Raw genomic sequence first — 24,090 nt, 5'->3', positions numbered from 1 at the left:
CTCCTGCCATGCATCTCCACGTCTGCCCGTGGCCCTTGCACCGCCGGGCCGCTTGTCATATAGTTCTATTCATAGAACTATAGAAGTAAGACAGGAGCAAGGATGGAGACAAGGACTGGAGCGCTGGCTGGCGTCAAGGTTGTGGACATCACGGCCGTGTTCATGGGCCCCTCGGCCACGCAGATGCTCGGCGATCTCGGCGCGGATGTGATCAAGGTGGAGCCGCCCACGGGCGACAGCACCCGTGGCATCGGGCCCTGCGGCAATGAGAAGATGGGGCCGCTTTTCCTGGGTCTGAACCGCAACAAGCGCAGCATCGTGATGGATCTGAAGTCGCCGCACGGGCGCGAGGCGCTGCTGCGCCTGGTGGCGGATGCGGACGTGCTGGCGTACAACGTCCGGCCCCAGGCGATGCAGCGGCTTGGCCTGGACTATGAGACGCTGGCGCAGATCAATCCGCGGCTGGTCTATGTCGGCATGTTCGGCTTCTCGCAGCGCGGACGCTATGCGCCGCAAGCGGCGTTCGACGACCTGATCCAGGCAGCCACCGGGCTGCCCCAGGCGGTCGCCATGGGCACCGGCGACATTCCACGCTATCTTCCGCTGACCATTGCCGACCGTTCCGTCGGGCTCTATGCCTTCGGCGTGATCTGCGCCGCGCTCTACGCGCGGGCGACCACCGGCCGCGGCCAGCGTGTCGATGTGCCGATGTTCGAAACCATGGTGCCATACGTGATGGGCGACCATCTCTATGGCGAGACCTTCGTGCCAGCCAAGGGCGGATTCGGCTATCCGCGCCTGCTGTCTCCCGAGCGCCGGCCCTACCGGACCCGCGACGGCCATGTCTGCTGCCTGATCTATCACGACCATCACTGGCGTGCCTTCCTGAGGGTGATCGGCAAGCCCGGCCTGTACGACACCGATCCGCGCTTCGCGGACATCACCACCCGGACGGCGCACATCACCGAGCTCTACGGCATGGTCAGCGACGAACTGGCCAGGCGGACCACGGAGGAATGGCAGGTGCTGCTGAAGGAGGCGGATATTCCGGTGTTCCCGATGCACACCTTTGAATCGCTGCTCGATGATCCGCACCTGAATGACATCGGCTTCTTCTGCGAAACCGACCACCCGGCGGTGGGCCGCATCCGCGAAATGGCAGTGCCCAGCGAATGGCACGGCACGCCACCATCGCAGCGCCGTCATGCCCCGGCCCTGGGCGAGCATAGCCGCGAGGTGCTGCGCGAGGCCGGCTACAACGAGGCCGACATCGACAGCCTGATGGCATCCGGCGCATCGCGCGAACCGCGCCAGGCATCGGCGCATACAACTGGCACGGGAAGCGAGGCCTGAACATGAATGAAGAACTCCTGAGCGAAGTCCGCGGCGCGGTCCTCTGGCTGACCATCAACCGGCCCGAGCGCCGCAACGCGATCAATCCGGCGGTACTGGACGGGCTGCACGCGGGGATCGACCGTGCCAATCATGACGAGGCCATCCGCGCCGTGGTCATCACCGGGGCCGGAGACCAGGCCTTTTGCGCGGGCGCCGACCTGCAGAGCGGCAAGTCCTTTGCGTTCGACTATTCGGAGCCGAGCCAGCGGCTTGCGGACCTGCTGCGCCGCGCGCGGCGCTCCAACGTGCCGCTGGTCGCGCGCGTCAACGGCGCCTGCATGGCGGGTGGCATGGGGCTGATGGCCATGTGCGACATGGCGGTGGCCAGCGAGCGGGCCGTGTTCGGCCTGCCCGAGGTCAAGGTGGGCGTGTTCCCGGCGCAGGTGCTGAGCGTGCTGCAGCACCTGGTGCCGCGGCGCGTGCTCAATGAGCTGTGCCTCTGCGGCGAGCCGCTGACCGCGCAGGAAGCGCTGGCGGCAGGGCTGGTCAACCACGTCAGTGCGGACCTGGACGGCAAGCTTGACTGGCTGCTGGGCCGGCTGCTCGACAAGTCGCCAGCTGCGATCCGGCGCGGGCTCTATACCCTCAAGCAGATCGATGTGATGTCCTTCGAGCAGTCGATGGCGTTCACGGAAAGCCAGATCGGCTTGTTCGCCATGACCGAGGACGCGCGCGAGGGCCAGCTCGCCTTCCGCGAAAAGCGCAAGCCGAACTGGACCGGCAAGTAAGCCAAAGGCAAGGAGACACGACCATGCATGACAAGACAGTGCGCATCGGCGGCGCTTCCGGATTCTGGGGCGACAGCAGCGTGGGCGCGCCGCAACTGGTGCGTCACGGCGAGATCGACTACCTGGTGTTCGACTACCTTGCGGAGCTGACCATGTCCGTGCTGGCCGCGGCACGCCTGCGCAAGCCGGAGCTTGGCTACGCCACCGACTTCGTGACGGTGACGATGAAGAGCCTGTTGCGGGAGATCGTTGAGCGCAACATCCGCGTGGTCAGCAATGCCGGCGGCATCAATCCGCAGGGCTGCGCGCAGGCGCTGGCGGCGATCGCCGCCGAGCAGGGCATTGCGGTGCGCATCGCCGTGGTGGAGGGCGATGATGTCATGCCGATGGTGGCGTCGCTGCGCCAGGCAGGCATCACCGACATGCAGAAAGGCTTGCCGCTGCCGGACAAGCTGGTCAGCGCCAATGCCTATCTCGGCGCGCTGCCGGTCTGCAAGGCGCTGGACCAGGGCGCGCAGATCGTCATTACCGGCCGCTGCGTGGACAGCGCAGTGACCCTGGGCGTGCTGATGCATGAATTCGGCTGGTAGGCGGACGATTATGACCGGCTCGCGCAGGGCACCCTGGCCGGCCACATCATCGAGTGCGGTTGCCAGGCGACAGGCGGGCTGCATACCGACTGGGAGCAGGTGCCGGACTGGCCGAACATCGGCTATCCGGTGGTGGAGTGCCGGGCGGACGGCAGCTTCCTGGTGGGCAAGCCACCCGCTACGGGCGGGCTGGTCACTACTGCCACGGTGGGCGAGCAGGTGCTGTACGAGATCGGCGACCCTTCGGCCTATCTGTTGCCGGACGTGACCTGCGATTTCACGCAGGTGGCGCTGCGCCAGGCCGCGCCGGACCTGGTCGAGGTGCGCGGCGCACGGGGGCGTGCGCCGGGCCGCTGCTACAAGGTCAGCGCCACCTATATGGAAGGCTACCGCTGCAATGCCCAGCTGACCATCGTCGGCATTGACGCCGTGGCCAAGGCCGAGCGCACGGCCGAGGCCATCCTGGCCCGCACGCGCAGGCTCTTCGCGGAAAACGGCTGGGGCGACTACACCCGCACCCGGGTCGAAGTGCTGGGCGCCGAATCCTGCTTCGGGCCGCACGCCGCGGCGCGCCATACCCGCGAGGCCATCATGCGGCTTGCGGTCATGCATCCCGAGAAGGCGGCCCTTGACCTGTTCGCCCGCGAAATCGCGGCAGCCGGCACGAGCTGGTCGCCGGGCACCACGGGATCGGGCGGCGGACGCGCCAGCCCGTCGCCATCGATCCGGCAGTATGCCTTCCTGCTGGACAAGGGCGCGCTGTCGCCGGCGGTGGTCATGGATGGCGTGTGGATGGCCGTCTCCATCCCGGCCGGGCACGCAGCGACGGACGCCGCCGCCCCCGCGACGGCGCAGGCTGCCGCCATCCCGGCCGGTGGCGACAGCATTGAAGTCCCCCTGGTCCGGCTTGCCTACGGGCGCAGCGGCGACAAGGGCGATATCTCCAATATCGGCCTGATTGCGCGCCGGCCGGAATACCTTCCGCTGCTGCGCGCCGAGGTCACGGCGGCGCGCGTGGCCGACTGGCTGGGCCACCTGGTGCTGGGGCCGGTCTCGCGCTATGACCTGCCGGGCTTCGACGCGATGAACTTTGTCTGCGAGTCGGCGCTCGATGGCGGCGGCATGGCATCGCTGCGCAATGATCCGCTTGGCAAGGGGATGGCCCAGATCCTGCTGACGATGCCGGTGCGCGTGCCGCGGAGCCTGCTGTCATGACGCGCGCCACCGCCAATGTCGCAGCCAATGACGGCATCGCGCTGGCCGACGACAGCGCCGGCGGCGTGACCCGCTACCGGCAGCTGGCCAGCGTGCTGCGCCACAAGATCGTCGCCGGCGAGTATCCGGTCGGGCACCAGTTGCCCACGGTGGAGCACCTGGCGCAGGCGTACGGCATTGCCAAGGTCACCGTGCGGCAGGCCTTTGCCTTGCTGACCGAGGAAGGGCTGATCAGCAGCCAGCGCGGGCGGGGCACGCACGTCATCATGGTGCCGTCCGGCCCGGGCGAAGGCATGCGCTCGGCCATCAATGATGTCTCGGTAGGCGCCAGCGACCTTGAGATCCGCATCCTGGAAAAGCGCAAGGATATGACCCTACCGCCCGGGCTTGCCACCTGCGGCGCGCCGATGGACCGCTACGTGATGCTGCGCAAGCTGCATGTGCATGACGGGATGCCGTTCTGCCTGATCGAGCTGTATGTGGCCGAAGCGGTGTTCGCCAGGTTCCCGCGCGGCGGTGAGAAGCATCACAAGATTGCCCACTTGCTGCGGGAGCAGCTGGGCGACCGGCTTGGCACGATGCGCCAGACCATGACCGTGGAGCCGGCCGACGCCATGCTGGCGCGCGACCTGGACTATGCCTTTGCGGCACCGGTCGCGCGCATTGTCCGTACCACGCTGGATGTCGACGGCAACGTGCTCACGGCGGGCCGGTTCTGGTACCGCGGCGACCGCTTCATCCTCGACGTGGAGATGCCCGCGCAGCTGACCGATCGTTACCCCGAGCTGGCCGTGCCGAAAGTCGCTGCCCGCCAAGAGGACTAACCAGGAGACAACGCATGACATCGCAATTCGTACGGCGCGCCGCCGATGTGCCCGCCTATTCCCCGGCAAACCATACCGGAACCGCCAACCAGCGCGTGATCGGCAAGGAGACGGTCGGCGCGCGGCGCGTCGAAGTGCTGTTGGGCACGATCTCTCGCGGCCATGGCGCCTTGCCCCATGCGCATCCGAACCTGGAGCAGGCGTCCTACCTGCTGGCAGGCGAGGGCATCGGCGAGGTCGCCGGCAAGGCGCGCACCCTGCGTGCGGGCGACTGGGGTTTCAATCCGATGGGGGTATTCCACCGCTTCGAGGTCGTCAGCGACGAGCCGGTGCAGGTCATGGTGGTGTACGCGCCGCCGTACAGCGAAAACCCGAACGCCGCCGTGGTCGCCAGCGCAGCGGATGATCCCCGCTGCAGCGCGCAGGCGGACAGCCTGCGCGAGGTGCCGACGCATGAGGCGGCCCAAAGCCTGCCTCACTACCATCGCGTCCGTGCAAGGCCCGTGATTACGCGCGACACGGTCGGCGCCCGGCACCTGGATATCCGCGCACTGGAACTGGAAGCCACGGGCGGTGCCGAAGCGCACGCGGTGGCGGCTACTGAGCAGGTGCTGTTCCTGCAGTCGGGTTCGGTCAGCGGCGAGATCAACGGCCAGCAGTTCTCGGCGAAGTCAGGGGACTGGGTCTTTGTTCCGGATGGCGGCACTTTCAGCTTTGTGGCGCAGGGTGGCCCGTGCGAGGCCATCTTGGTGCGGGCGCACGACGCGGTGCCCTGAATTCGGCCCGCGCAGGGTCCAGACAATCAACAGATGCCAAAGGCACGAGGAGACAAACCATGATTCATCCATGCATGCGCAAAGTGGCCATCGGGCTGCTGTTGCCGCTGGCCGCGGCCGCAGCCGGGACGGCGCAGGCCGCAGACGCCAGCCAATATCCCGACAAGGCAGTCCGCGTCATCGTGCCGTTTCCCGCGGGCAGCGGCACCGACAGCAGCGCGCGCTTTGTCGCCGAGCGGATCACCGCGCAGACGGGCAAGCCCGTGGTGGTGGACAACCGCCCGGGCGCCAACGGCTTCATCGCCGCCAAGGCTGTAGCAGGTGCAACCGGCGACGGCTACACCATGCTGGTGACGACCAACACCACGCATGCTGCCAATGCGTCCTTGTTCAAGAAGCTGCCCTATGACCCGATCAAGGACTTCGCCCCGGCATCGTTGATCGCCAAGAGCGGCCTGGTGTTGGTGGTGCCGCCCGACAGTCCGGTGCGCACGCTGGCAGACCTGACGGCGCTGGCCAAGGCAAAAAATGGGGCGCTGACGTTTGCCAGCGGCAGTTCGTCGACCCGCATCGCCAGCGAACTCTACAAGATGCTGGCCGGCGTGCAGGCGCTGCACGTGCCCTACAAAGGGGTGCCGCTGGCCCTGAACGACCTGATGGGGCACCAGGTCGATTTCATGATCTCCGACATATCGCCGGCCATGACGCTGATCCAGGGCGGCAAGCTGCGCGCGGTCGCGGTGACCACTGCGCAGCGCAATCCGGTGCTCAAGGATGTCCCGACGATGGCTGAGAGCGGCCTGCCCGGCTATGAGATGGTGGCATGGTCGGCGGCCTTCTTCCCGGCCGGGACGCCAAAGCCCGTGGTGGAGCGCATGAGCGAACTGATGCGGAACGGGCTGACCGGCCCGGCTGCCACCGACTACTTTGCCCGCACCGGAGGTCAGCCTGCGCCGTCGACGCCCGAGGAACTGGCCGCCTTTGTCCGCAGCGAAACCCTGAAATGGGCCAAGGTGATCAAGGCAGCGGGAATCGAGCCCGAGTGACGTAGAGGGGGCGTTGATGCGCAGAACGCCCCCTGCAGGCCTGTCCTACACCTCAGGTGCTTGCGCCGGCATGAAGCGCCGGGTGGCGGCCCAGAACACCAGCGCCAGCAAGCTGACCACGGCGCCCAGCGCGCAAACGCCCCGCCAGCCGGCAGCGTCATAGACCGCCGTGGTGGCAATTGCGCCCAGCCCGCTGCCCGCCGCGTAGAACAGCATGTACGCGCCCACCAGCCGGCTGTGCGCCGCGGCATCGGTGCGGAAGATCATGCTCTGGTTGGTGACGTGGATGGCCTGGCCGCCAAGGTCGAGCAGCACGATGCCAATGGCCAGCGGCCACAGCGATGTCTCCAGCCACGACAGCGGCAGCCAGGCCGCCACCAGCAGCACCAGTGCCGCGAGCGTGGTGCGCTGCCCGAAGCCCTGGTCCGCCCAGCGCCCCGCACGCGCGGCCGCCAGGGCACCCACCGCGCCAACCAGCCCGAAGGCGCCGATGGCCGTATGCGAGAGCCCGTAGGGCGGAGCGCTCAGCGGCAATACCAGGGCGCTCCACAAGATGTTGAACGCCGCGAACATCAGCATCGCGATCGTACCCCGGATCTGCAGGACCCGGTCGCGGCGCAGCAGCAGGAACATCGATGCGACCAGGCTGGCATAGCGCATCCGCTGGCCGGCGCTGGCCACCACTGGCAGCGCGCGCCATAGCAGCCACGCAAGCACCAGCATTGCCGCTGCGGCGCAGACATAGACGTTGCGCCAGCCGGCCACGTCGCTGACGCCGCCGGCCACGACACGCGCCAGCAGCAGTCCGATAAAGACACCGCTCTGCGCGGTGCCGACCACGTGCCCGCGCTCATGCGGTCCTGCTGCCGCGGCCGCATAGGCGATCAGTCCCTGGGTCATGGCGGTGCCGAGCAAGCCGGTCAGTAGCATCCCCGCCAGCAGCACGGTAACGGACGGCGCCAGCGCCACCGCAGCCAGCGCGCCGGCCAGGGCAAGCACCTGTGCCAGCATCAGGCGGCGGTGTTGTACAAGGTCGCCCAGCGGCACCAGCAACAGCAGAGCCAGGGCACAACCAAGCTGGGTGGCGGTGACCACGCCGCCGATGGCCCCGGCGCTGATGGAGAAATCCGCCATCAGCGCATCCAGCAGCGGCTGGGCGTAATAGACATTGGCGACGCTCAGGCCGCTGGCGCAGGCGAACAGCAGCACGGCGCCGCGCGGCAGGTTCGCGCGCGGTGCCGCAGGGCAAGTCGGAGGCGGTGCCGTCACCGGCGTAGCGGGGGAGGTTTCCATACCAGTCCATGTGGTTGCAAAACAAAACCAGTTGAAGCGTAAGCCTACTGGTTTTAAAATGCAACTACATTGACGGACTGCACAGCCCCAAGGCAACCAAGACATGGCCACCCGCAAAGACCCGAGCGATGAAACCTGCCCCGTTGCGCGCACCCTGGAGCTGGTAGGCGAGCGCTGGTCGCTGATGATCGTGCGCGATGCTTTCGACGGCATGCGCCGCTTCAGCGACTTCCAGCGCAGCCTGGCGGTCGCGCGCAACATCCTGGCCGACCGCCTGCGCCGGCTGGTGGAAGCCGGCATCCTGACGACGCAGCCGGCTTCCGATGGCAGTGCGTATCACGAGTATGTGCTGACGAAGAAGGGAGAGAGCCTGTTCCCCATCGTATTGGCCTTGCGCCAATGGGGCGAACACCATCTGTTTGCGCGCGGCGAGCGGCGCTCGCAGATGGTGGAAAAGCGGACCGGGAAGCCGGTGCCGCTGATGATGCCCCGGTCCAGCGACGGTGATGTGCTGTTGCCCGGGGAAACGGAAGTGCGCAAGCCGCGCTAGGGGCGGGCGGTGACGGGGTCGTCAACAGTCGCCCGCTTTTCAGCACGGGCGACTGTGCTGCCTTCAACTACCCCGATAAGTCCCGAAGCTCCACGGCGAACACAGCAACGGCACATGGTAGTGCTGCGCGGCGTCCGCGATGGTAAAGCGCACGGGAACGATGTCGGCGAACACGTCGGGGGTGCGGAAGTAGTCCGCCACCCAGAAGCGCAGCTCGAACTCGCCGGTGCGCGCCTGGGCCGGCGGCAGCATCGGCGTGTCGGTGCGGCCGTCGTGGTTGGTGCGGGTGCGCGCGATCAGCCGTGGCGGCTGGGTGGCGACGTCGAACAGTTCCACCTGCATGCCGGCCACGGGGCGGCCCAGGGATACGTCGAGCACATGTGTGCTGATGCCTGCCATGATGCGTTTGTCTCCGGGTTGGGCCGCGGCGTCAGCTGCCGCGGTAGTAGTTGTAGCTCCACGGCCCGAACAGCACGGGCAGGTGGATGCGCTGGCTGGCGTCGGTGACGCGCAGGCGCAGCGGGATCTTCGACAGGAACGACGGTTGCGGCAGGCTGGCCTTGCGCGCGGCAAAGTACTCGTCCGCGTGCAGGATCAGCTCATAGGTGCCGGTGCGGTAGCTGTCGCCGATCAGCAGCGGCGGTTCGCTGCGGCCGTTGGCGGCCAGCGTGACGGTCTGCAGCGGCGTGCGCTGGCCATTGTCGATGCGGAACATCTCCACGCGCATGCCGGCCGCGGGCGTGCCGTGGTAGGTGTCCAGCGCGTGCAGCGTCAGGCGCGGGCTCAGGCCGCCTTGCTGCACCGGTGCTGAGGTCTGGTTGGGGGCCGCAGCATCCGGCGTGGCGCCCCAGCTGGCGCCGGCCAGCAGCGCGCCGCCGCCCAGCGTCATCGATTGCAGCGCGAAGCGCCGGCGGGTGGGATCGAAGCTATGGTCGTCCATGTCAGGCCCCTTGCTTGACGTGCTTGCCGCCCAGCTTGCGGATGCCGACCAGCACCAGCACCGCGGCCAGCACCTCGATCACCGCCACCAGGTACAGGCCGGAAGTGAGCTTGCCGGTGGTGTTCTTGACCAGCCCCATCACATAGGGCGCGCCAAAGCCGGCCAGGTTGGCCACCGAGTTGATCAGGGCCACGCCCACCGCGGCGGCGCTGCCTGCCAGGTAGCGGTTGGGCAGCTGCCAGAACACGGGGATGGCGCTCATGGTGCCGACCAGCGCGGCAGTCATGGCCAGCAGGGCGATCACCGGCGACAGCACCTGCGCGCCCAGCAGCACGGCCAGCACGGCCATGGCACCGCCACCGACCAGCGCCGCGCCGCTGAAGTGCCAGCGCACTTCGTTGCGGCGGTCGGAATGCGCGCCGTTGAGGATCATGCCGGCGGCGCCGCACAGATAGGCCACGGCCGCGATCCAGCCCACCGCCATCGGCGTGGTGAAGCCCACGTCCTTGATGATGGTCGGGATCCAGAAGGTCAGCGTCGAGTTGGCGCACAGCAGGCAGAAGAAGATCGCGATCAGCAGCCACACCTTGGGGCTGGTGAAGAGCGTGCGCCAGTCGTGGCCGCGCTCGCCCAGGGCGGCGTTGTCGAGCTTGAGGGCGTCCTGCAGCACGCGCTTGTCGTCGTCGGAAAGCCAGCGCGCCTGCTCCGGCTTGTCGGTCATGTAGAACCAGGCAAAGATGCCGGCCAGCACCGACGGGATGCCTTCCAGGATGAACAGCCACTGCCAGCCGTGCATGCCGTTCACGCCAGCCATGCTGGTCATGATCCAGCCGGCCAGCGGCCCGCCCAGCACGCCGGCGATGGCCGATGCGGACATGAAGGTGCCGAAGGCGCGCGCGCGGCGCTGCGACGGGTACCAGTAGGTCAGGTACAGGATCACGCCCGGGTAGAAGCCGGCTTCGAACGCGCCCAGCAGGAAGCGCAGGATGTAGAACTGCGTGGGCGTGGTGACAAAGCTCTGCAGCATGCAGATCACGCCCCAGCAGATGGTGATGCGCATGATCGTCTTCTTGGCGCCGATCTTCTGCAGCAGCATGTTCGATGGCACCTCGAAGAAGAAGTAGCCAAGGAAGAAGATGCCCGCGCCCAGACCGTACACGGCCTCGCTGAAGTGCAGCGCGTCCAGCATCTGCAGCTTGGCGAAGCCGATGTTGACCCGGTCGAGCCAGGCCAGTACCCACAGCACCCCAAGGAAGGGCAGCAGACGCCAGGTTACCTTGCGGTAGACGCTGTCCTCGGCGTCGTCGGCGGTGCCGGCGAATACCGGGATGCCTTGTTTCGTGATCGACATGATGTCTCCTGTCTTGTCGTGTTCTGCCAGGTCTTGCTTGGCGGCGGTGCATGCCGTCCGCCGGGTTGGGAGCAAGTATATGAATGGCTCGCCAATGCGAAACGAGGGGGCTGGTATAGGCCCCATAGCAGCACCGATATGGGCTGCAATCCCTTGTGTGGCGCGGGTTTGCGGGTGCTCCGGCCGGGCCCTGGCGGACCTATGGATTACCCTAGGCAGGCCGTTTTCCGGGGTGCGCGCACGCGGACCGGGCAGGCTCGTGCGGGTTGTACCGGTTGCCGTGCGGTGCGCGACACGCTACAAAGTCGCCATTGCCTGGCATGGCGTTGCCGCCCGGAGCGGCGGCAGCCGCACCCGCCAGGCCTCCACTTTTCCTGCCACGGACCCAACATGATTCGCGCCGACGACCCGTTCGATACCTACCTGCTGCGCGTGCTGTGCATCCTGATCGCCGAGCAGAGCGTGTCGCGCACGGCGATCCGCCTGAACCAGTCGCAGCCGGCCATCAGCGCCGCGCTCAAGCGCCTGCGCGCGATCTTCAACGACCCGCTGCTCACGCGCGAGAAGAACGTGATGGTGCCGACCGAGCGCGCGCTGCAGCTCGCGCGCAATGCCCAGGCCGCGCTCAGCGCGCTGGACAACCTGCTGGTTTCGGACGAGCGCTTCGATCCCGCCACCACCGAGCAGAGCTTCGTGGTGGCCATGCCTGATTACCTGGCGCCGCCATTCTTCGCGCACGTGGTGCGCGCGGTGCGGCGTGCGGCGCCGCACGCGCGGCTGTCGGCGCTGCCGCTGGGGGCCACCTTCGATTACGAGCAGGCGCTGTCGGCGGGTACGGTCGACATCGTGATCGGCAACTGGCCCAACCCGCCTGAGCACCTGCACCTGTCCGTGCTGCTGGAAGACGAGGTGGTATGCGTGGTGGCGCAGGACAGCGTGCATGCGCAGCCCGGCAAGTTCACGGCCCAGGCCTACCTGGGTGCCTCGCATATCGTGCCCACGCCGTATTCGCGCGACCAGCGCGGCCTGGTCGATGCCGGCCTGAGCACCATGCGCGTGCACCGGGACAACCGCATCAGCTGTCCCTACTTCAACCTGGCGCCCAGCCTGATCCCCGGCACCGACCTGATCCTGACCACCGCACGCCACTTCGCCAACTACCATGCGCAGCATGTGCCGCTTGCGGTGCTGGAGCCGCCGATCGAGTTCCCGTTCATGCGCTTCTACCAGCTGTGGCATCCGTCGCGCCACCGCTCGGCCGCGCATGTCTGGCTGCGCGGCATGCTGACCGCCGCCTCGCAGGAGCTGCGCGACCTGCGCGACATGCGCCGCTAGCGGTATCGGTTTCTGTTATGGGATCTATAGGGCGCGGGCTCTCGCCGCTGCGGCGGGCCGTTCCTATACTCGGCCCCGTATCCAACGATTCCCCTGCGCGGGATCCCTACGGGAGAAGCATCCATGTCTCAACCACTCGACCTGGCGTCGGTCAACGCCCTGGACGAAGCGGCCTTTGCCGATGCCTTCGGCAGCGTGTTCGAACACTTTCCGCAGGCCGCCGAGGGCGCCTGGGTGCAGCGGCCGTTCGCATCGGCGACGGCGCTGCATGGCGCCATGATGGACGTGGTGCGCAAGCTCGACGAGCCGCGCCAGCGTGATTTCCTGAACCTGCACCCGCAGTTGTCGGCACGCAATATCCGCGCGGGCACGATGACCGCCGATTCCAACGCCGAGCAGAAGAGCGCCGGGCTGGATGCGATGTCGGCGCAGCAAGAGGCCGCGCTGGACCAGCTCAACGCTGACTACCAGGCGCGCCACGGCTTCCCGTTCATCATCTGCGTGCGCCACTACACCCGCGAAGGCATCTTCGCCGCGTTCGAGCGCCGCCTTGGCCGCAGCACGCAGCAGGAGCTTGACGAAGCGCTGGCACAGATCGCCGCGATCACGCGTGGGCGGCTGGCGGCGCGGCTGGCCGGTTGAGTTCAGCGCTTATCCAAAGGCTTCAAGACCCAGCGCCAGCATCCCCACCAGGATGAGGCTCGCGGCCCAGACCGCCTCCAGGTTGAACCAGCTTCGCGACACGAACCTCAATCCCAGGTAGCGGTAGACCAGCCATGCCATGCCGCCGCCCACGACGAACATGGCCAGGGTGTGGATAACGGCGACCACCAGCGCCATGCCCAGGTTGGCGCTGGCGAGCGTGGCGGCGGCCTGGTGCCCCAGGTCCGCCTCGACACGGCAGAGGCCGAGATAGATCGGCACCAGCATCAGACCGGCGCCATGCGCGATCGCCACCGCGAACGACCATAGCGCCAGCCGCGATGGCGCGATGCGCACCAGTGCGCGCGGGTGGCCTCGCCTGAGCAGCAGCGCGATGCCGCAGCCGATCAGCAGCACGCTGGCGCCGATGCGGATCTGCGCTTGCCAGGCGACCAGGGCCGCCAGCATGCCGAAAGGCAGCGTTACCGCCAATACCGCAAGCGCGTGCCCGAAGGCCAGGTACCCGAGCGCGGCAAGGAGGGCGCGGCTGCTATGCGCCAGCAGGCCGTTCGATACCGCCAGCGGCCACCCCATGGCGGGGTTGATGCCGTGATAGAGGCCGCTGGCCAGCACTGCCGACCAGAGGCCGATCTGTTCCCAGGCGTGACCGGTCAAGCCTTGACCGACGGATAGCAAAACGAGTCGGTCGAACAGTCACCGCCTTCCAGCCGGATCTGGTGCGCGCGGTAGCCTTCCGGAAACTCGACCCAGTAGTCATCGGCCAGCGTCAGCCCGCCGCCTGGCCCGGCATGCGCCATGACCTGCGTGCCAGGGATGCCGTCGGGATAGAACTGGTTGTCCCAGGTGGAGTAGAGCGAGTTGGTCCAGTAGACGCGCTTGCCGTCGCGGCTGATCTCGACCATCTGCGGGCCGCCGGCAAATGGCTTGCCGTTGGGATGCGGCGTGCGCCGGACGATGCCGCCGATATGGACCGAGCCGGCAAGCTTCAGGTTGCGCGGATCGCTCACATCATACTGCCGCATCTCGCCGGTGCCCCAGCAGGACACGTAGAGGAACTTGTCGTCGAGGGACAGATCGATATCGGTCACCAGCGGCGGCACGGCACCGAAGCCCTGCAGCAGCGGCGGCAGCAGGCTTGCGTCGGCGGCTTCGGGCGGGATGGTTGCCGTCTTCTCGACGTGGAACTTGCCGCCTTCGCGCCACCAGGTCCAGATCGAGCCTTCCAGGTTGGTGGTATCGACCACCACGCCAACAAAGCCGTATTCCCGGATCGGATCATGCGCAGGCCGGACTTCCAGCGCCATCTGGTGGTTGGCGCCCAGGTCGATGGTCTGCACGTTGCGGCGCGCCCGCAGGTCCCAGAAATGCAGCTTGTGCCCGTAGCGGTTGCCCAGCAGGTCCTCGGGCACCAGCCCGTTCTCGAACTGCGGCGGCAGGGCCCATTCGCTCGACACCATGTAGTCGCGCGGCAGGTTCCACCAGAAGTCGTAATGCTTCTCCTGTTCTCCGCGGTCGATTTCCCAGCGGCCCAGCACGTCGAAGGTCTCGCAGTCCATGATGAAGATGCCGGGCGCGCCGTCCGTGCCATCCGGGCCACTGCCCCCGAGCGTGCTGACGTAGATGCCCTCCGGCCCGCAGTGCACGGTGTGGGGCCTGGAGTAGCCGGTCTTGCGGAAGATCTCGTCCGGCTCAACGATCTTGTGGATCCGTGCCTGGGTCGGGTGCGGCTTGGTGTCGATGATATACAGGCGCGACGAGCGCATGCCCGGAATGATCAGGTAGCGCCGTTCGAGAAACGCATGGCCGGTCAGCGGCGACAACGACGACGAGCACGCATTCCAGCCGAAATGGTGCAACTCGTCGCCCTTGTTGGTCATCGGCACGGTATGCACCACCTGGCTGTAGGTGGGCGAGCCGGGTTTGGCGTCGATCACCGCGAGCGCGTCTGGCTGCGAGGCGTCGGGGCTTAGCAGCACCGTGTAGGCAAATGATTCCGCTGGTGCGCTGATCGCGAGTTCCGGCGAGGCGTGAAACGTCGGGTCTGGCCGCATGTTCATGGTGAGAGCCTCCTGGTTTTGCAGAACGTCGCAACGTCGCCGCTACATCACTTGCCCGTGGTGCGTGGCCAAGGTGCAGGGTAAGCTTACTTAGCCTAGGTCGTTCTCAATACCGAGTCAAAGGCGGCGCAGGCGCGGCATACGAATAACCCCCCAGGGTGCCTATTCATGCTGGCAAAAGATTCGCTTCGTGAAATAGAGATTTACGAAAAGCCGTAAATCAAGCAGAAATGAGGCTCCGGGCCAGCGCACGCAACGCGCGCTGCACCGGTATCAGGGAAACGATCAGCGAAATGGAAACCCAAGCAATGGATGCGGTGAAACCTCAAGGTGAGGGCGATGGTGAGTTCTGCCTGGACAATCCGGCACTGGAGAGCATCGGTGTCAGGATCACCCAGTGGCGCGACGACTATGTAGAACTTGAGCTGCCGCTCGCGCCCAATATGCTCAACCGCAGCCGGGTGGTGCATGGCGGCACCCTCTGCACGTTGCTCGATGCCGCCACTGGCTACTCGGGCCTTTACTCGGCGCCGGGCGAGGCCGCGCGCCATGCGGTCACGCTGTCGCTGACCTCGAACTTCCTGAGCAATGGCACGGGCAAACTGCTGACCGCAAAGGGCATGGTCGACCGGCGCGGACGCTCGATCTTCTTTTCGCGCGCAGAGGTGTGGCTGGATGGGGAGTTGCTGGTGGCAACGGGTGTCGCCACGATGAAGTACCTGAAGTAGGCAGAGCGCTCAGGCGCCGTCCTGGCGCCAGCGCGTCGGCGACTTGCCGAACTGTGCCGCGAACCAGCGCGAGAAAGCGCTGGGTTCCGAAAACCCCAGCAGCGTGGCGACCCGGGCCAGCGGCCGCTGCGGATCCTGCAGATAGCGTTGCGCAAGCTCGCGGCGCACTTCATTGACCAGCGCGGAGAAGGTATCGCCATCCTGCTCCAGCTGGCGCTGCAGCGTGCGCGGACTGATGCCAAGGCTTTGCGCGACCTGTTCCACCGCGCCGCGCCCGCGCGGCAACAGCTGGTGCAGGGTGCGCCGGACGTCGGCCGCGATGGAAGGCTTGCCGGCCCCCGGCTGCAGGTCGAGGAAGCCCCTGGCGTACCCGGCCAGGCTGGCATCGGCCAGCGGGTTGATGCGGTCCAGGTCGCCGCTGGCGAGCACCAGCCCGTCGAACTCCGAACCGAACTCAATGTGCTGCCCGAACAGGCGCCGGTGGATTTGCAGGTCGGCCGGCGCCGCATGGGCGAAATGCACGCTGTGCGGCTTCCAGGACGCGCCCAGGATGGCGCGGATCAGGCTGTACAGGGCGGCAACGGTCAGTTCCATGGCCTGCCTGCCGGGCTGGTGCCTGCCCGTCTGCAACGTCACATGCAGCACCGTGATCTCGGGATATTCCGTGACCAGGATGGAGATGGAGTCGCTGAGCCAGTGGCGGTAGCGCTCGATCTCCGCCAGCGCGTGGCGCAGCGTGGGCTGGTGCTGCAGCAGCAGGCTGACCGGGCCGAAGTCTGACAGGCGCCACGATTCCCCCACCATCAGGCCAAGCGAATGGCAGGCCGTGACTCGCGCCGAGGCCTCCAGCACTTCGGCCAGGCGCGCTTCCGGGATGCGCAGGTCCGGGGTGTACAGGCAGGCCTGGTCCAGGCCTGCCTGGGCCACCATGCGCACCGGATCCAGGCCCGCGCCCCGGGCAATCTCCAGGTATTTGGTCAGGGAAGCGCTGCGAACAAGGACGGTCATGGGGCTGCCGCGAGAGTGGGTGGGGGCGTCGGTCGTGTCCGTCATCAAATGTCAAATCCTGGCGCGATCGGTCAAGGGTGCCGCGCCATGGCTGTCTGACAATCGTTACCGTCGCGCCAATGATAGCGGCGCGGGCAGGACACGACAATCAGGAGACAGCCTTGGCAAAAGCCATTCGCATGTACGAAACCGGAGGGCCCGAAGTCCTCCGCTACGAGGACGCCGAGGTGGGCGACCCGGGCCCGGGCGAGGTACGGATCCGCCACGCCGCCGTCGGGCTGAACTATGCCGACACTTACTTCCGCAACGGCACTTACCCGGTGCCGCTGCCCTGCGGCATGGGCGTGGAGGCAGCCGGCGTGGTGCAGGCGGTCGGGCCGGGCGTGACCCATGTCGCGGAGGGCGATCGCGTCACATACACCGGCTTTATCAACACCTTGGGCGCGTACAGCACCGAGCGCCTGGTACCCGCCGCACCGCTGATCCGCGTGCCGGAAGCGATCGGCTTCGAGACCGCGGCGGCGATGACCATGCGCGGCCTGACCTCCGCCTACCTGATGCGCCGCATCTACCCGTTCAGCGGTGGTGAAACCATCCTGCTGCACGCGGCTGCCGGCGGCGTGGGGCTGATCGTCTCGCAGTGGGCCAGGCTGCTCGGCCTGACCGTGATCGGCACCGTCTCGACCGAGGCCAAGGCAGAGGTGGCGCGCACCCATGGCTGCGACCACATCATCAACTACAGCCATGAGGACGTGGCAAAGCGGGTACGGGAGCTGACCGATGGCGCGGGCGTGTCCGTGGTCTTCGACAGCGTGGGCAAGAGCACCTTCATGGCGTCGCTGGATTCGCTGAAGCGGCGCGGGTTGATGGTCTGCGTCGGCACGGCCTCCGGCACCATCCCGCCGTTTGATCCGCAGCTGCTGGCGAGGAAGGGTTCGGTCTACCTGACCCGTCCGGCGCTGGCCGACTACATTGCGGACCCCGCCGAAAAGGCCGAACTGGCCGCCGAGGTGTTCGGCCACGTTGCCGCTGGCCGTATCCGCATCGAAATCAACCAGCGCTATGCGCTGCAGGATGCCGTGCAGGCCCACCGGGACCTGGAATCACGCAAGACCACCGGGTCTTCGATCTTTGTGCTGTAAAGGAGCGTCCCCATGCGAGCCCAACCCCTTACCTGCAATATCGGCGCCGAAGTCAGCGGCGTCAGCCTGGCCGATGCCGCGCGCGACGACGCGCTGTTTGCCGAGATCAAGTCCCTGCTGCTCACGCACAAGGTGCTGTTCCTGCGCGACCAGGAAATCTCCCGCGCGGATCACGTGGCGTTCGCGCGCCGCTTCGGCGAACTGGAAGACCATCCCGTCGCCGGCAGCGATCCCGACCATCCCGGGCTGGTCCAGATCTATCGCAGTGACAAGCGCGAGAACTACGAGAACAGCTACCACACCGACGGCAGCTGGCGCGAAACCCCGCCCATGGGCTGCGTGCTGCGCTGCATCGAATGCCCGCCGGTCGGCGGCGACACCATCTGGGTCAACATGGCGGCGGCCTACGAGCACCTGCCCGAGGAAATCAAGCAGCGCATCGCCGGCCTGCGCGCCAAGCACAGCATCGAGCATTCGTTCGGCGCGGCGATGAGCCCGGAAAAGCGCGCCAGCCTTGCCGCGCAGTACCCCATGGTCGAGCACCCGGTGGTGCGCACGCATCCGGAAACCGGCGAGAAGGCGCTCTACGTCTGCGGCTTCTCCACGCATTTCGCCAACTTCCATACGCCCGAGAACGTGCGCTACGGACAGGACAAGACCCCGGGCGCCAGCCATCTGCTGAACTACCTGATCAGCCAGGCGGCGATTCCCGAATACCAGGTGCGTTTCAGCTGGCAGCCCAACAGCGTGGCCATCTGGGATAACCGCTGCACTCAGCACTACGCGGTGCAGGACTACTGGCCGGCGCCGCGCAAGATGGAGCGCGCCGCCATCATCGGCGACAAGCCGTTCTGAGGCGCGCCAGCCGCCGCCAGGCCACGTGCCTTTATCAATGGAGACATGCCGTGCACTACCTCGATGGATCCCTGTTCCCTGAAAACCAGCAGCCGCTGATCATCACCGCAGCACCCTATGCACCGGGCTGGCTGCCCTCCGATTTCCCGGAAGACATCCCCGTGACGATGGAAGACCAGATCCAGAAGGCCGTGGACTGCTACAACGCCGGCGCGACTGTGCTGCACCTGCATGTGCGCGAACTCGACGGCAAGGGCTCGAAGCGTCTGTCCAAGTTCAACGAGCTGATCGCCGGGGTGCGCAAGGCGGTGCCGGAGATGGTCATCCAGGTGGGCGGATCGATCAGCTTTGCGCCGGAAAACGAGGGAGATGCCGCCAAGTGGCTTTCCGACGACACGCGCCACATGCTTGCCGAACTCGACCCCGTTCCGGACCAGGTGACCGTCACGGTGAACACTTCACAGATGAATGTGACCGAGCATGCGGAACTCGCGGATTTCAAGGGCACCTCGCGCGAGAACCCCGCGATCTTCAACGCGTACAAGGAGATGACGGTTCCCGCCCAGCCTGGCTGGGTCGAAGAGCACATCCGCCGCCTGTCCGCTGCCGGCATCCAGAGCGCATTCCAGTGCTACAACATCAATAGCTTCGAATCCGTTGAGCGGCTGATCCGGCGCGGCGTCTACAAGGGCCCGCTGGTCATGAACTGGGTGGCGATCAGCGGCGGCATGGATGCGCCCAGCGTCTTCAACCTCGCCAACATCGTTCGCGCCGTCCCGGATGGCGCGGTGCTGACCGTTGAAAGCTCCGTGCGCAACGTGCTGCCTGTGAACATGATGGGGATTGCCCTGGGCCTGCATGCGCGGTGCGGGACCGAGGACTGCCTCTGGAACCAGTCGCGCACGGCCAAGATGAGCACGGTGAAGCAGATCGAGCAGCTGGTGCGCATCGCGGGCGAATTCGGCCGCAAGGTGGCAACGGCCCAGGAAGCGCGCGACATCCAGAAGATCGGCGTGTTCTACGACACCGTCGAAGAGACGCTGGAGGCCAACGGATTCGCGCCGAACCGCAATGGCGGCAATCAGGGCTTCCTGCGCAAGGCCGCCTGACCCGGGCCGGTTGGCACTGGCGATGCGCCAGCAGAAGGGCAGGGGTGGCAGATCACCGGCTCACGATGAAGCCGGCTGCTGCCCTGAACAACCCTCGAACATTCGGAGACAACCATGAATCAAGCACAACTGTTGGCGCGCCGCAGGGCGTCGCTGTCATGCATGCTTGGCCTGGCGCTGTCGGTGGCGCTGCCGGCTGCGCTCCCATCGACCGCCTATGCGCAGGCGTGGCCGACCAAGGTGGTCAGGATCGTGGTCGGCGGCCCCGCCGGCGGCACCGCCGATATCCTCGGGCGCATGCTGGCCGAGGGGCTGACGCAGTCGCTGGGCAAGCCGGTGATCGTCGAGCAGAAGCCGGGCGGCGCCGGCGCGATCGCGGTCAACACACTGCTTTCCGCACCGCATGACGGGCATACGCTGCTGCTGATCCAGGGCGGCATCGTTTCCGAAACGCCGCTTGCGCTGAAGGTCTCGTTCGATCCCTTCAAGGACCTGAAACCCGTTGCCCAGGTGGCACGTACGGGGCTGGTGCTGGTGGGCAACCCCAAGCTGCCGGCGAAGAACTTCAGCGAACTGCTTGCCTACATCAAGAGCAAGCCCGGGCAGATCGACTATGCCTCTTATGCCGCCGGCATGCGCGGCCAGACCATCGGCGTCCAGTTCAACCGCCTGGCCGGCGTGGATATGAAGCATGTCGGCTACAAGGGATCGCCGCCCGCGCTGCAGGACGTGATGGGCGGCCATGTGCCGCTGATGTTCGACGGCCTGGCCACGTCGCTGCCGCTGATCAAGTCCGGCAAGCTCAAGGCCTATGCCGTGGCGTATCCCAAGCGCATTCCCGCGCTGCCGGATGTGTCGACCTTCGCCGAAGTGGGCTACCCGGCGATGACGGAGCCCGGCTGGATGGGGGTGTGGCTGCCGCCGGACGTGCCGGCTGCGGTGCAGGAAAAGATCCGCAACGCCACGCTGGCCATCGTGCAGCAGCCCGGCTACCGCGAGCGCGTGGAGGCCATGGGCATGGACGCCGGGCAGCCGCTCAGCAGCGAGGCGCTGTCCAGGGATGCGCGCGCCGCCCATGAGCGGCAGGCGGAGTTGCTGCGGTCGATACATTTCGTGCCGGAGTAGGGGGGGCGCCCTGCTCGGGCCTCAGCGAATCGTTCAGCAAAGTTGTATGCTTTCTGAATGGCGTGCCGGGCGCCTTCAGCTCGTTGCGGCCACGGCGCAAAAAGTATGGCGGTGACGATATGAAGCCTGCTCACGCATTGATTGTGACTTGCGTCATGTTGGCCGCCTGCGTATCGACGGGCGTCGAGGTGAAACAGGAGCAGATGGCGAACTTCCTGCTCGGTTTCTCCACCCTCGACGACGTTACCACCCAGCTGGGGAAGCCCTCGTCGCAGACCACCCTGGTCAACGGGTCGACCATCCTGATCTATTCGTTTGCGGCCTCCAGGCCGCACCCTGAGAGCTTTATCCCGTTCATTGGCCCGCTGTTCGCCGGCGGCGCGATCCGGTCGTCGACGGTTTTCTTCGAGTTCGACGAGAACGGCGTCCTCAGGAGCCAGCGCCTGACCACGTCCGGCAGCATTTCGGGATGGAGCGTGCTGCCGCCCGAGATGTTGCCATAGGCGGGGGCGGTATACTTCCGCTCCTTTACGGCCCTGGCCAGACACCCGAGAGTCCCCATGAGCGCTTTGCCTCCCTGCCCAAAATGTCATTCCGAGTTCACCTATGAAGACGGGGGCCTCTACATCTGCCCGGAATGCGCGCATGAATGGTCGGCGCAGGCAGCGGCGCCGGCCGAACCGGAGGCCAGGGTTTATCGCGATGCAGCAGGCAATGTCCTGCAGGACGGGGACACCGTCACCGTCGTCAAGGACCTTAAGCTGAAGGGGTCGGCCGGTGTGGTCAAGATGGGTACCAAGGTGAAGAACATCCGCCTAGTCGACGGTGACCACGATATCGACTGCAAGATCGACGGCTTTGGTGCCATGAGCCTGAAATCGGAGTTCGTCAGGAAGGTTTGAACGGACGTTGCACCTTCGCCGCTCAGTCACCTGCGCGGCGGCTTCCGGGACGGGGTCGTCCCCCGACTGCGCGAACGGGCTGCCGCGAACATCTGCATGTCGCGCAGGATACAGTCCAGCAGCGTGTTCGCGGCCACGCCCATCGGGCGGCCTGCCTTCACCAGCAGGCGTGCCTTGGCGGCGTCGAACAGCGGATGGGCGATAGGCAGCGTCACCAGTTCGCCGGACTGCAATTCACGATAGGCCGCGAACCCGCCGATGAGCGTGATGCCATCGTGCCGCTTCACGAAATGGCGCAGCACGGCCAGGGAGTTCGTGGTCAGCGTCGGGCGGATCTGGACATTCTCCGTGTAGGCCAGCATCTGCACGACCTGCCCGAGTCCGAATGCCGGCGGCATCATCGCCAGCGGGTAGTCGCCCAGTTCATGCACGTCGACCTTGCCGCCCCGGCGTGCCAGCGGATGCCCGGCATGCACCAGCAGCACCACCGGCTGCGATGACGTGGCAACCCAGGTGATATCGGCATGCGCAGGCGGATTGTAGGCCAGCCCGATATGCGCGCGGCTTTCCGCTACCTCTTGCAGGACGTTGTTGACCGGGAGGATGTCGACGGTCACGTCGAGCCTGGGATAGCACGCACAGAAATCCGTCAGCACTTCGTCCATCAGTCCGTCGACATAGCCCTCGCTGGTGGCGATGCGCACCTGGCCGTGCTGCAGGCCGCGCAAGGCCTGCAGGCGGTCCTCGAAGAGCTCCTGCTGTGCGCGGCAGCCGCGCCAGTACTCGAGCAGATGCACCGCGGCTTCGGTCGGCTGCACCCCGCGTGCATGGCGGTCGAACAGCGGCGCGCCGACCTCCTCTTCCAGCAGCCGGATCTGGCGCGTGATCACCGATGGCGAGGTGTTGATGCTGTCGGCCGCGCCACGGATCGAGCCATGTGTCAGTACCTCGTGGAAATAGCGCAGCCTGCGCTGGTTCAGTTCCCGCATGTCGGATCCCGCTGTTGCCAATAGGGCAACGATAGCTGACTTAAGTTGCTCTTGCTCTGTTTTTTCATATGCCAGACGATCGACCCTGAACGACATCGCATCCACAAGAGATAGAGCCGACCACGGGAGAGACCGACATGTCCGCAACCCTGCCCCCACGTACCACGCCGGAGTACGGCAGCGCCGCGCAGCAGGCGCTGTACCGCAAGCTGAACTGGCGCCTGTTGCCGTTCCTGCTGCTCTGCTACACCTTTGCCTACCTGGATCGCGTCAATATCGGCTTTGCCAAGCTGCAGATGCAAAGCGATCTCGGCTTTTCCGATGCGGTGTACGGGCTGGGCGCCGGCATCTTCTTTTTCGGCTACGTCCTGTTCGAAATCCCGAGCAACCTGCTGCTGCCCCGGATTGGTGCCCGCAAGACCATCAGCCGCATCCTGGTGCTGTGGGGTCTCACTTCCGCGGGCATGATGTTCGTGCGAGACGAGACCACGTTCTATGTGCTGCGCTTCCTGCTCGGCGTGTTCGAGGCCGGCTTTGCACCGGGCATGATCTTCTACCTGACCTACTGGTACGGGCAGCGTCGCATGGCGCGCGTGATGGCCGTGGTGATGCTGGCCGGGCCCATCGGCGGGATCTTCGGCTCGCCGCTGTCCACGTGGCTGATGACAGGCCTGTCCGGCGCACATGGCCTGGCGGGCTGGCAATGGATGTTCCTGGTCGAAGGGCTGCCTTGCGTGCTGCTCGGTGCCCTGGCGCTGCGCGTGCTGGCCGACCGGCCCGCCGAGGCGAAGTGGCTCAGCGACGAAGAGAAGCGCATGCTGGCGGCTGAACTGCAGGTGCCGGCAGGCGGCCACCAGTCATTCGGCCAGGTCGCGCGCGACCGGCGCGTCTACCTGCTGGCCTTCGCCTATTTCACGATGATCTGCGGCATCTACGCCGTGAGCTTCTGGCTGCCGTCGATCCTCAAGGCCGACGGCGTCACGGACACCATGCAGATCGGGCTGTATTCGATGATTCCGTATATTGCGGCGGCGATTGCCATGGTCGTGATCGGCCGCAGCTCGGATCGTCGCGGCGAGCGCCGCTGGCATAGCGCGGTCCCCGCATTTGTCGGCGCCGTGGCGCTGGCCCTGGCCACGGTGTCGAGTGGAAACCTGCCGCTGTCATTGCTCTGCATGACCGTCGCCACGGCGATGATGTGGGCCGCCTATACGGTGTTCTGGGCGATTCCGTCGCAATACCTGAAAGGCGATGCCGCCGCGGGTGGCATCGCGCTGATCAATACCATCGGCCTGATTGGCGGCTTCCTGAGCCCGACCATCATTGGCGCGGTGCGCACCGCCACCGGCAGCATGCAGGCCGGCCTGCTGGTGATGGTGGCGCTGCTGATGGCCGGAGCGGCCGTACTGGTAGCCAACCGCATGCCCTCGCCCCAGGACGCGGTCTCGCCCGCCTGAGGCTGGCCATTC

At 66.5% G+C, this 24,090-nt stretch carries 24 protein-coding genes and 1 pseudogene; 17 read left to right on the top strand and 8 right to left on the bottom strand.

Translation table 11 applies throughout. The features are described from left to right. Positions 1–102 precede the first annotated feature (102 nt). The 6 genes and pseudogenes from CF68_RS34190 (at position 103) to CF68_RS34165 (ending at position 6,574) form a co-directional block, all read left to right on the top strand. Positions 103–1,353, top strand: a complete 1,251-nt coding sequence (locus CF68_RS34190) for a CaiB/BaiF CoA-transferase family protein (protein ID WP_035827795.1) — start codon at positions 103–105, stop codon at positions 1,351–1,353. Positions 1,354–1,355: 2 nt separating this feature from the next. Next, entirely contained in the window at positions 1,356–2,123 is a 768-nt protein-coding gene (locus CF68_RS34185) for an enoyl-CoA hydratase/isomerase family protein (protein WP_084187594.1), read from the top strand. A 23-nt stretch (positions 2,124–2,146) separates the two neighbouring features. Then, a pseudogene (locus CF68_RS34180) lies at positions 2,147–3,928 on the top strand (acyclic terpene utilization AtuA family protein). Then, positions 3,925–4,752: a GntR family transcriptional regulator gene (locus CF68_RS34175; RefSeq protein ID WP_035827790.1), complete on the top strand. Its 828-nt coding sequence runs from the start codon at positions 3,925–3,927 to the stop codon at positions 4,750–4,752. The pseudogene CF68_RS34180 and the gene CF68_RS34175 overlap by 4 nt, the downstream one beginning before the upstream one ends. Positions 4,753–4,766: 14 nt before the next feature. After that, entirely contained in the window at positions 4,767–5,528 is a 762-nt protein-coding gene (locus CF68_RS34170; RefSeq protein ID WP_035827788.1) for a cupin domain-containing protein, read from the top strand. A 59-nt stretch (positions 5,529–5,587) separates the two neighbouring features. Further along, complete coding sequence (locus CF68_RS34165; protein WP_051591819.1) at positions 5,588–6,574, top strand: tripartite tricarboxylate transporter substrate binding protein; 987 nt, start codon at positions 5,588–5,590, stop codon at positions 6,572–6,574. Between the two features lie 45 nt (positions 6,575–6,619). On the opposite strand, the gene CF68_RS34160 is transcribed toward CF68_RS34165, so the two are convergent. After that, the gene (locus CF68_RS34160; protein WP_035827783.1) at positions 6,620–7,867 is read right to left on the bottom strand and encodes an MFS transporter; all 1,248 of its coding nucleotides are present in this window, start codon (positions 7,865–7,867) and stop codon (positions 6,620–6,622) included. A 103-nt stretch (positions 7,868–7,970) separates the two neighbouring features. Here CF68_RS34160 and CF68_RS34155 point away from each other — a divergent pair, with 103 nt between their 5' ends. Then, entirely contained in the window at positions 7,971–8,417 is a 447-nt protein-coding gene (locus tag CF68_RS34155) for a helix-turn-helix domain-containing protein (protein ID WP_035827781.1), read from the top strand. A gap of 63 nt (positions 8,418–8,480) precedes the next feature. Here the strand turns inward: CF68_RS34155 and uraH (CF68_RS34150) are convergent, their stop codons facing one another. The 3 genes from uraH (CF68_RS34150) to CF68_RS34140 are packed head-to-tail and all read right to left on the bottom strand — an operon-like array spanning position 8,481 to position 10,708. Continuing rightward, positions 8,481–8,816, bottom strand: coding sequence for a hydroxyisourate hydrolase (gene uraH / locus CF68_RS34150; RefSeq protein WP_011616942.1), 336 nt, complete (start codon positions 8,814–8,816; stop codon positions 8,481–8,483). Between the two features lie 31 nt (positions 8,817–8,847). Beyond that, positions 8,848–9,357: a hydroxyisourate hydrolase gene (gene uraH / locus CF68_RS34145; RefSeq protein ID WP_035827778.1), complete on the bottom strand. Its 510-nt coding sequence runs from the start codon at positions 9,355–9,357 to the stop codon at positions 8,848–8,850. A 1-nt stretch (position 9,358) separates the two neighbouring features. After that, on the bottom strand, positions 9,359–10,708 hold the full coding sequence (locus CF68_RS34140; RefSeq protein WP_035827776.1) for an MFS transporter: 1,350 nt from the start codon (positions 10,706–10,708) through the stop codon (positions 9,359–9,361). Between the two features lie 390 nt (positions 10,709–11,098). On the opposite strand from CF68_RS34140, the gene CF68_RS34135 reads away from it, so the two are divergent. Then, positions 11,099–12,043: a LysR family transcriptional regulator gene (locus tag CF68_RS34135; protein WP_035827774.1), complete on the top strand. Its 945-nt coding sequence runs from the start codon at positions 11,099–11,101 to the stop codon at positions 12,041–12,043. Positions 12,044–12,166: 123 nt separating this feature from the next. Beyond that, positions 12,167–12,685 carry a 2-oxo-4-hydroxy-4-carboxy-5-ureidoimidazoline decarboxylase gene (gene uraD / locus CF68_RS34130; protein WP_035827771.1) on the top strand — a complete coding sequence of 173 codons (519 nt, stop codon included), beginning with the start codon at positions 12,167–12,169 and terminating at the stop codon, positions 12,683–12,685. 9 nt (positions 12,686–12,694) lie between these two features. Here the strand turns inward: uraD and CF68_RS34125 are convergent, their stop codons facing one another. Both CF68_RS34125 and CF68_RS34120 read right to left on the bottom strand, forming a co-directional pair. After that, a complete protein-coding gene (locus CF68_RS34125; protein WP_035827769.1) occupies positions 12,695–13,360 on the bottom strand; it encodes a hypothetical protein in 666 nt (221 codons plus the stop codon). Next, positions 13,357–14,763: a selenium-binding protein SBP56-related protein gene (locus CF68_RS34120; RefSeq protein WP_035827766.1), complete on the bottom strand. Its 1,407-nt coding sequence runs from the start codon at positions 14,761–14,763 to the stop codon at positions 13,357–13,359. Before CF68_RS34120 ends, CF68_RS34125 begins: the two co-directional genes overlap by 4 nt. Before the next feature lie 308 nt (positions 14,764–15,071). On the opposite strand from CF68_RS34120, the gene CF68_RS34115 reads away from it, so the two are divergent. Further along, complete coding sequence (locus tag CF68_RS34115; RefSeq protein ID WP_051591818.1) at positions 15,072–15,491, top strand: PaaI family thioesterase; 420 nt, start codon at positions 15,072–15,074, stop codon at positions 15,489–15,491. A 9-nt stretch (positions 15,492–15,500) separates the two neighbouring features. On the opposite strand, the gene CF68_RS34110 is transcribed toward CF68_RS34115, so the two are convergent. Next, positions 15,501–16,499 carry an AraC family transcriptional regulator gene (locus tag CF68_RS34110; RefSeq protein ID WP_035827764.1) on the bottom strand — a complete coding sequence of 333 codons (999 nt, stop codon included), beginning with the start codon at positions 16,497–16,499 and terminating at the stop codon, positions 15,501–15,503. Positions 16,500–16,660: 161 nt separating this feature from the next. Between CF68_RS34110 and CF68_RS34105 the strand changes: the two genes are divergently transcribed. The 6 genes from CF68_RS34105 to CF68_RS34080 all read left to right on the top strand — a co-directional run bounded on the left by CF68_RS34105 (position 16,661) and on the right by CF68_RS34080 (position 21,632). Next, the gene (locus tag CF68_RS34105) at positions 16,661–17,641 is read left to right on the top strand and encodes a quinone oxidoreductase (RefSeq protein ID WP_035827763.1); all 981 of its coding nucleotides are present in this window, start codon (positions 16,661–16,663) and stop codon (positions 17,639–17,641) included. Between the two features lie 12 nt (positions 17,642–17,653). After that, positions 17,654–18,496: a TauD/TfdA family dioxygenase gene (locus tag CF68_RS34100; protein WP_035827761.1), complete on the top strand. Its 843-nt coding sequence runs from the start codon at positions 17,654–17,656 to the stop codon at positions 18,494–18,496. 50 nt (positions 18,497–18,546) lie between these two features. Then, complete coding sequence (locus CF68_RS34095) at positions 18,547–19,605, top strand: 3-keto-5-aminohexanoate cleavage protein (RefSeq protein ID WP_035827760.1); 1,059 nt, start codon at positions 18,547–18,549, stop codon at positions 19,603–19,605. Positions 19,606–19,719: 114 nt separating this feature from the next. Beyond that, positions 19,720–20,730, top strand: coding sequence for a tripartite tricarboxylate transporter substrate binding protein (locus CF68_RS34090; protein WP_035827759.1), 1,011 nt, complete (start codon positions 19,720–19,722; stop codon positions 20,728–20,730). A 119-nt stretch (positions 20,731–20,849) separates the two neighbouring features. Next, on the top strand, positions 20,850–21,233 hold the full coding sequence (locus CF68_RS34085) for a hypothetical protein (protein ID WP_035827758.1): 384 nt from the start codon (positions 20,850–20,852) through the stop codon (positions 21,231–21,233). Between the two features lie 57 nt (positions 21,234–21,290). After that, a complete protein-coding gene (locus CF68_RS34080) occupies positions 21,291–21,632 on the top strand; it encodes a zinc ribbon domain-containing protein YjdM (protein ID WP_035827757.1) in 342 nt (113 codons plus the stop codon). A gap of 26 nt (positions 21,633–21,658) precedes the next feature. Here the strand turns inward: CF68_RS34080 and CF68_RS34075 are convergent, their stop codons facing one another. Next, positions 21,659–22,621 (bottom strand): LysR family transcriptional regulator, encoded by a 963-nt coding sequence (locus CF68_RS34075; protein WP_035827754.1) that lies wholly within the window; start codon positions 22,619–22,621, stop codon positions 21,659–21,661. A gap of 137 nt (positions 22,622–22,758) precedes the next feature. Here CF68_RS34075 and CF68_RS34070 point away from each other — a divergent pair, with 137 nt between their 5' ends. Then, positions 22,759–24,078 (top strand): MFS transporter, encoded by a 1,320-nt coding sequence (locus CF68_RS34070; RefSeq protein WP_035827753.1) that lies wholly within the window; start codon positions 22,759–22,761, stop codon positions 24,076–24,078. Positions 24,079–24,090: the final 12 nt, after the last annotated feature.

The organism is Cupriavidus sp. SK-4 (assembly GCF_000611125.1).
Lineage (GTDB): Bacteria > Pseudomonadota > Gammaproteobacteria > Burkholderiales > Burkholderiaceae > Cupriavidus > Cupriavidus necator.
The sequence above is the reverse complement of the archived record's forward strand: the minus strand, read 5'-3'. Positions and strand labels throughout refer to the sequence as shown.

What these genes read in the sequence shown, in the direction of transcription:
- CF68_RS34190 (WP_035827795.1), top strand. Translation starts at nt 103, where the DNA reads ATGGAGACAAGGACTGGAGCGCTGGCTGGCGTCAAGGTTGTGGACATC.
- CF68_RS34185 (WP_084187594.1), top strand. Translation starts at nt 1,356, where the DNA reads ATGAATGAAGAACTCCTGAGCGAAGTCCGCGGCGCGGTCCTCTGGCTG.
- CF68_RS34175 (WP_035827790.1), top strand. Translation starts at nt 3,925, where the DNA reads ATGACGCGCGCCACCGCCAATGTCGCAGCCAATGACGGCATCGCGCTG.
- CF68_RS34170 (WP_035827788.1), top strand. Translation starts at nt 4,767, where the DNA reads ATGACATCGCAATTCGTACGGCGCGCCGCCGATGTGCCCGCCTATTCC.
- CF68_RS34165 (WP_051591819.1), top strand. Translation starts at nt 5,588, where the DNA reads ATGATTCATCCATGCATGCGCAAAGTGGCCATCGGGCTGCTGTTGCCG.
- CF68_RS34160 (WP_035827783.1), bottom strand. Translation starts at nt 7,867, where the DNA reads ATGGAAACCTCCCCCGCTACGCCGGTGACGGCACCGCCTCCGACTTGC.
- CF68_RS34155 (WP_035827781.1), top strand. Translation starts at nt 7,971, where the DNA reads ATGGCCACCCGCAAAGACCCGAGCGATGAAACCTGCCCCGTTGCGCGC.
- uraH (WP_011616942.1), bottom strand. Translation starts at nt 8,816, where the DNA reads ATGGCAGGCATCAGCACACATGTGCTCGACGTATCCCTGGGCCGCCCC.
- uraH (WP_035827778.1), bottom strand. Translation starts at nt 9,357, where the DNA reads ATGGACGACCATAGCTTCGATCCCACCCGCCGGCGCTTCGCGCTGCAA.
- CF68_RS34140 (WP_035827776.1), bottom strand. Translation starts at nt 10,708, where the DNA reads ATGTCGATCACGAAACAAGGCATCCCGGTATTCGCCGGCACCGCCGAC.
- CF68_RS34135 (WP_035827774.1), top strand. Translation starts at nt 11,099, where the DNA reads ATGATTCGCGCCGACGACCCGTTCGATACCTACCTGCTGCGCGTGCTG.
- uraD (WP_035827771.1), top strand. Translation starts at nt 12,167, where the DNA reads ATGTCTCAACCACTCGACCTGGCGTCGGTCAACGCCCTGGACGAAGCG.
- CF68_RS34120 (WP_035827766.1), bottom strand. Translation starts at nt 14,763, where the DNA reads ATGAACATGCGGCCAGACCCGACGTTTCACGCCTCGCCGGAACTCGCG.
- CF68_RS34115 (WP_051591818.1), top strand. Translation starts at nt 15,072, where the DNA reads ATGGATGCGGTGAAACCTCAAGGTGAGGGCGATGGTGAGTTCTGCCTG.
- CF68_RS34110 (WP_035827764.1), bottom strand. Translation starts at nt 16,499, where the DNA reads ATGACCGTCCTTGTTCGCAGCGCTTCCCTGACCAAATACCTGGAGATT.
- CF68_RS34100 (WP_035827761.1), top strand. Translation starts at nt 17,654, where the DNA reads ATGCGAGCCCAACCCCTTACCTGCAATATCGGCGCCGAAGTCAGCGGC.
- CF68_RS34090 (WP_035827759.1), top strand. Translation starts at nt 19,720, where the DNA reads ATGAATCAAGCACAACTGTTGGCGCGCCGCAGGGCGTCGCTGTCATGC.
- CF68_RS34085 (WP_035827758.1), top strand. Translation starts at nt 20,850, where the DNA reads ATGAAGCCTGCTCACGCATTGATTGTGACTTGCGTCATGTTGGCCGCC.
- CF68_RS34080 (WP_035827757.1), top strand. Translation starts at nt 21,291, where the DNA reads ATGAGCGCTTTGCCTCCCTGCCCAAAATGTCATTCCGAGTTCACCTAT.
- CF68_RS34075 (WP_035827754.1), bottom strand. Translation starts at nt 22,621, where the DNA reads ATGCGGGAACTGAACCAGCGCAGGCTGCGCTATTTCCACGAGGTACTG.
- CF68_RS34070 (WP_035827753.1), top strand. Translation starts at nt 22,759, where the DNA reads ATGTCCGCAACCCTGCCCCCACGTACCACGCCGGAGTACGGCAGCGCC.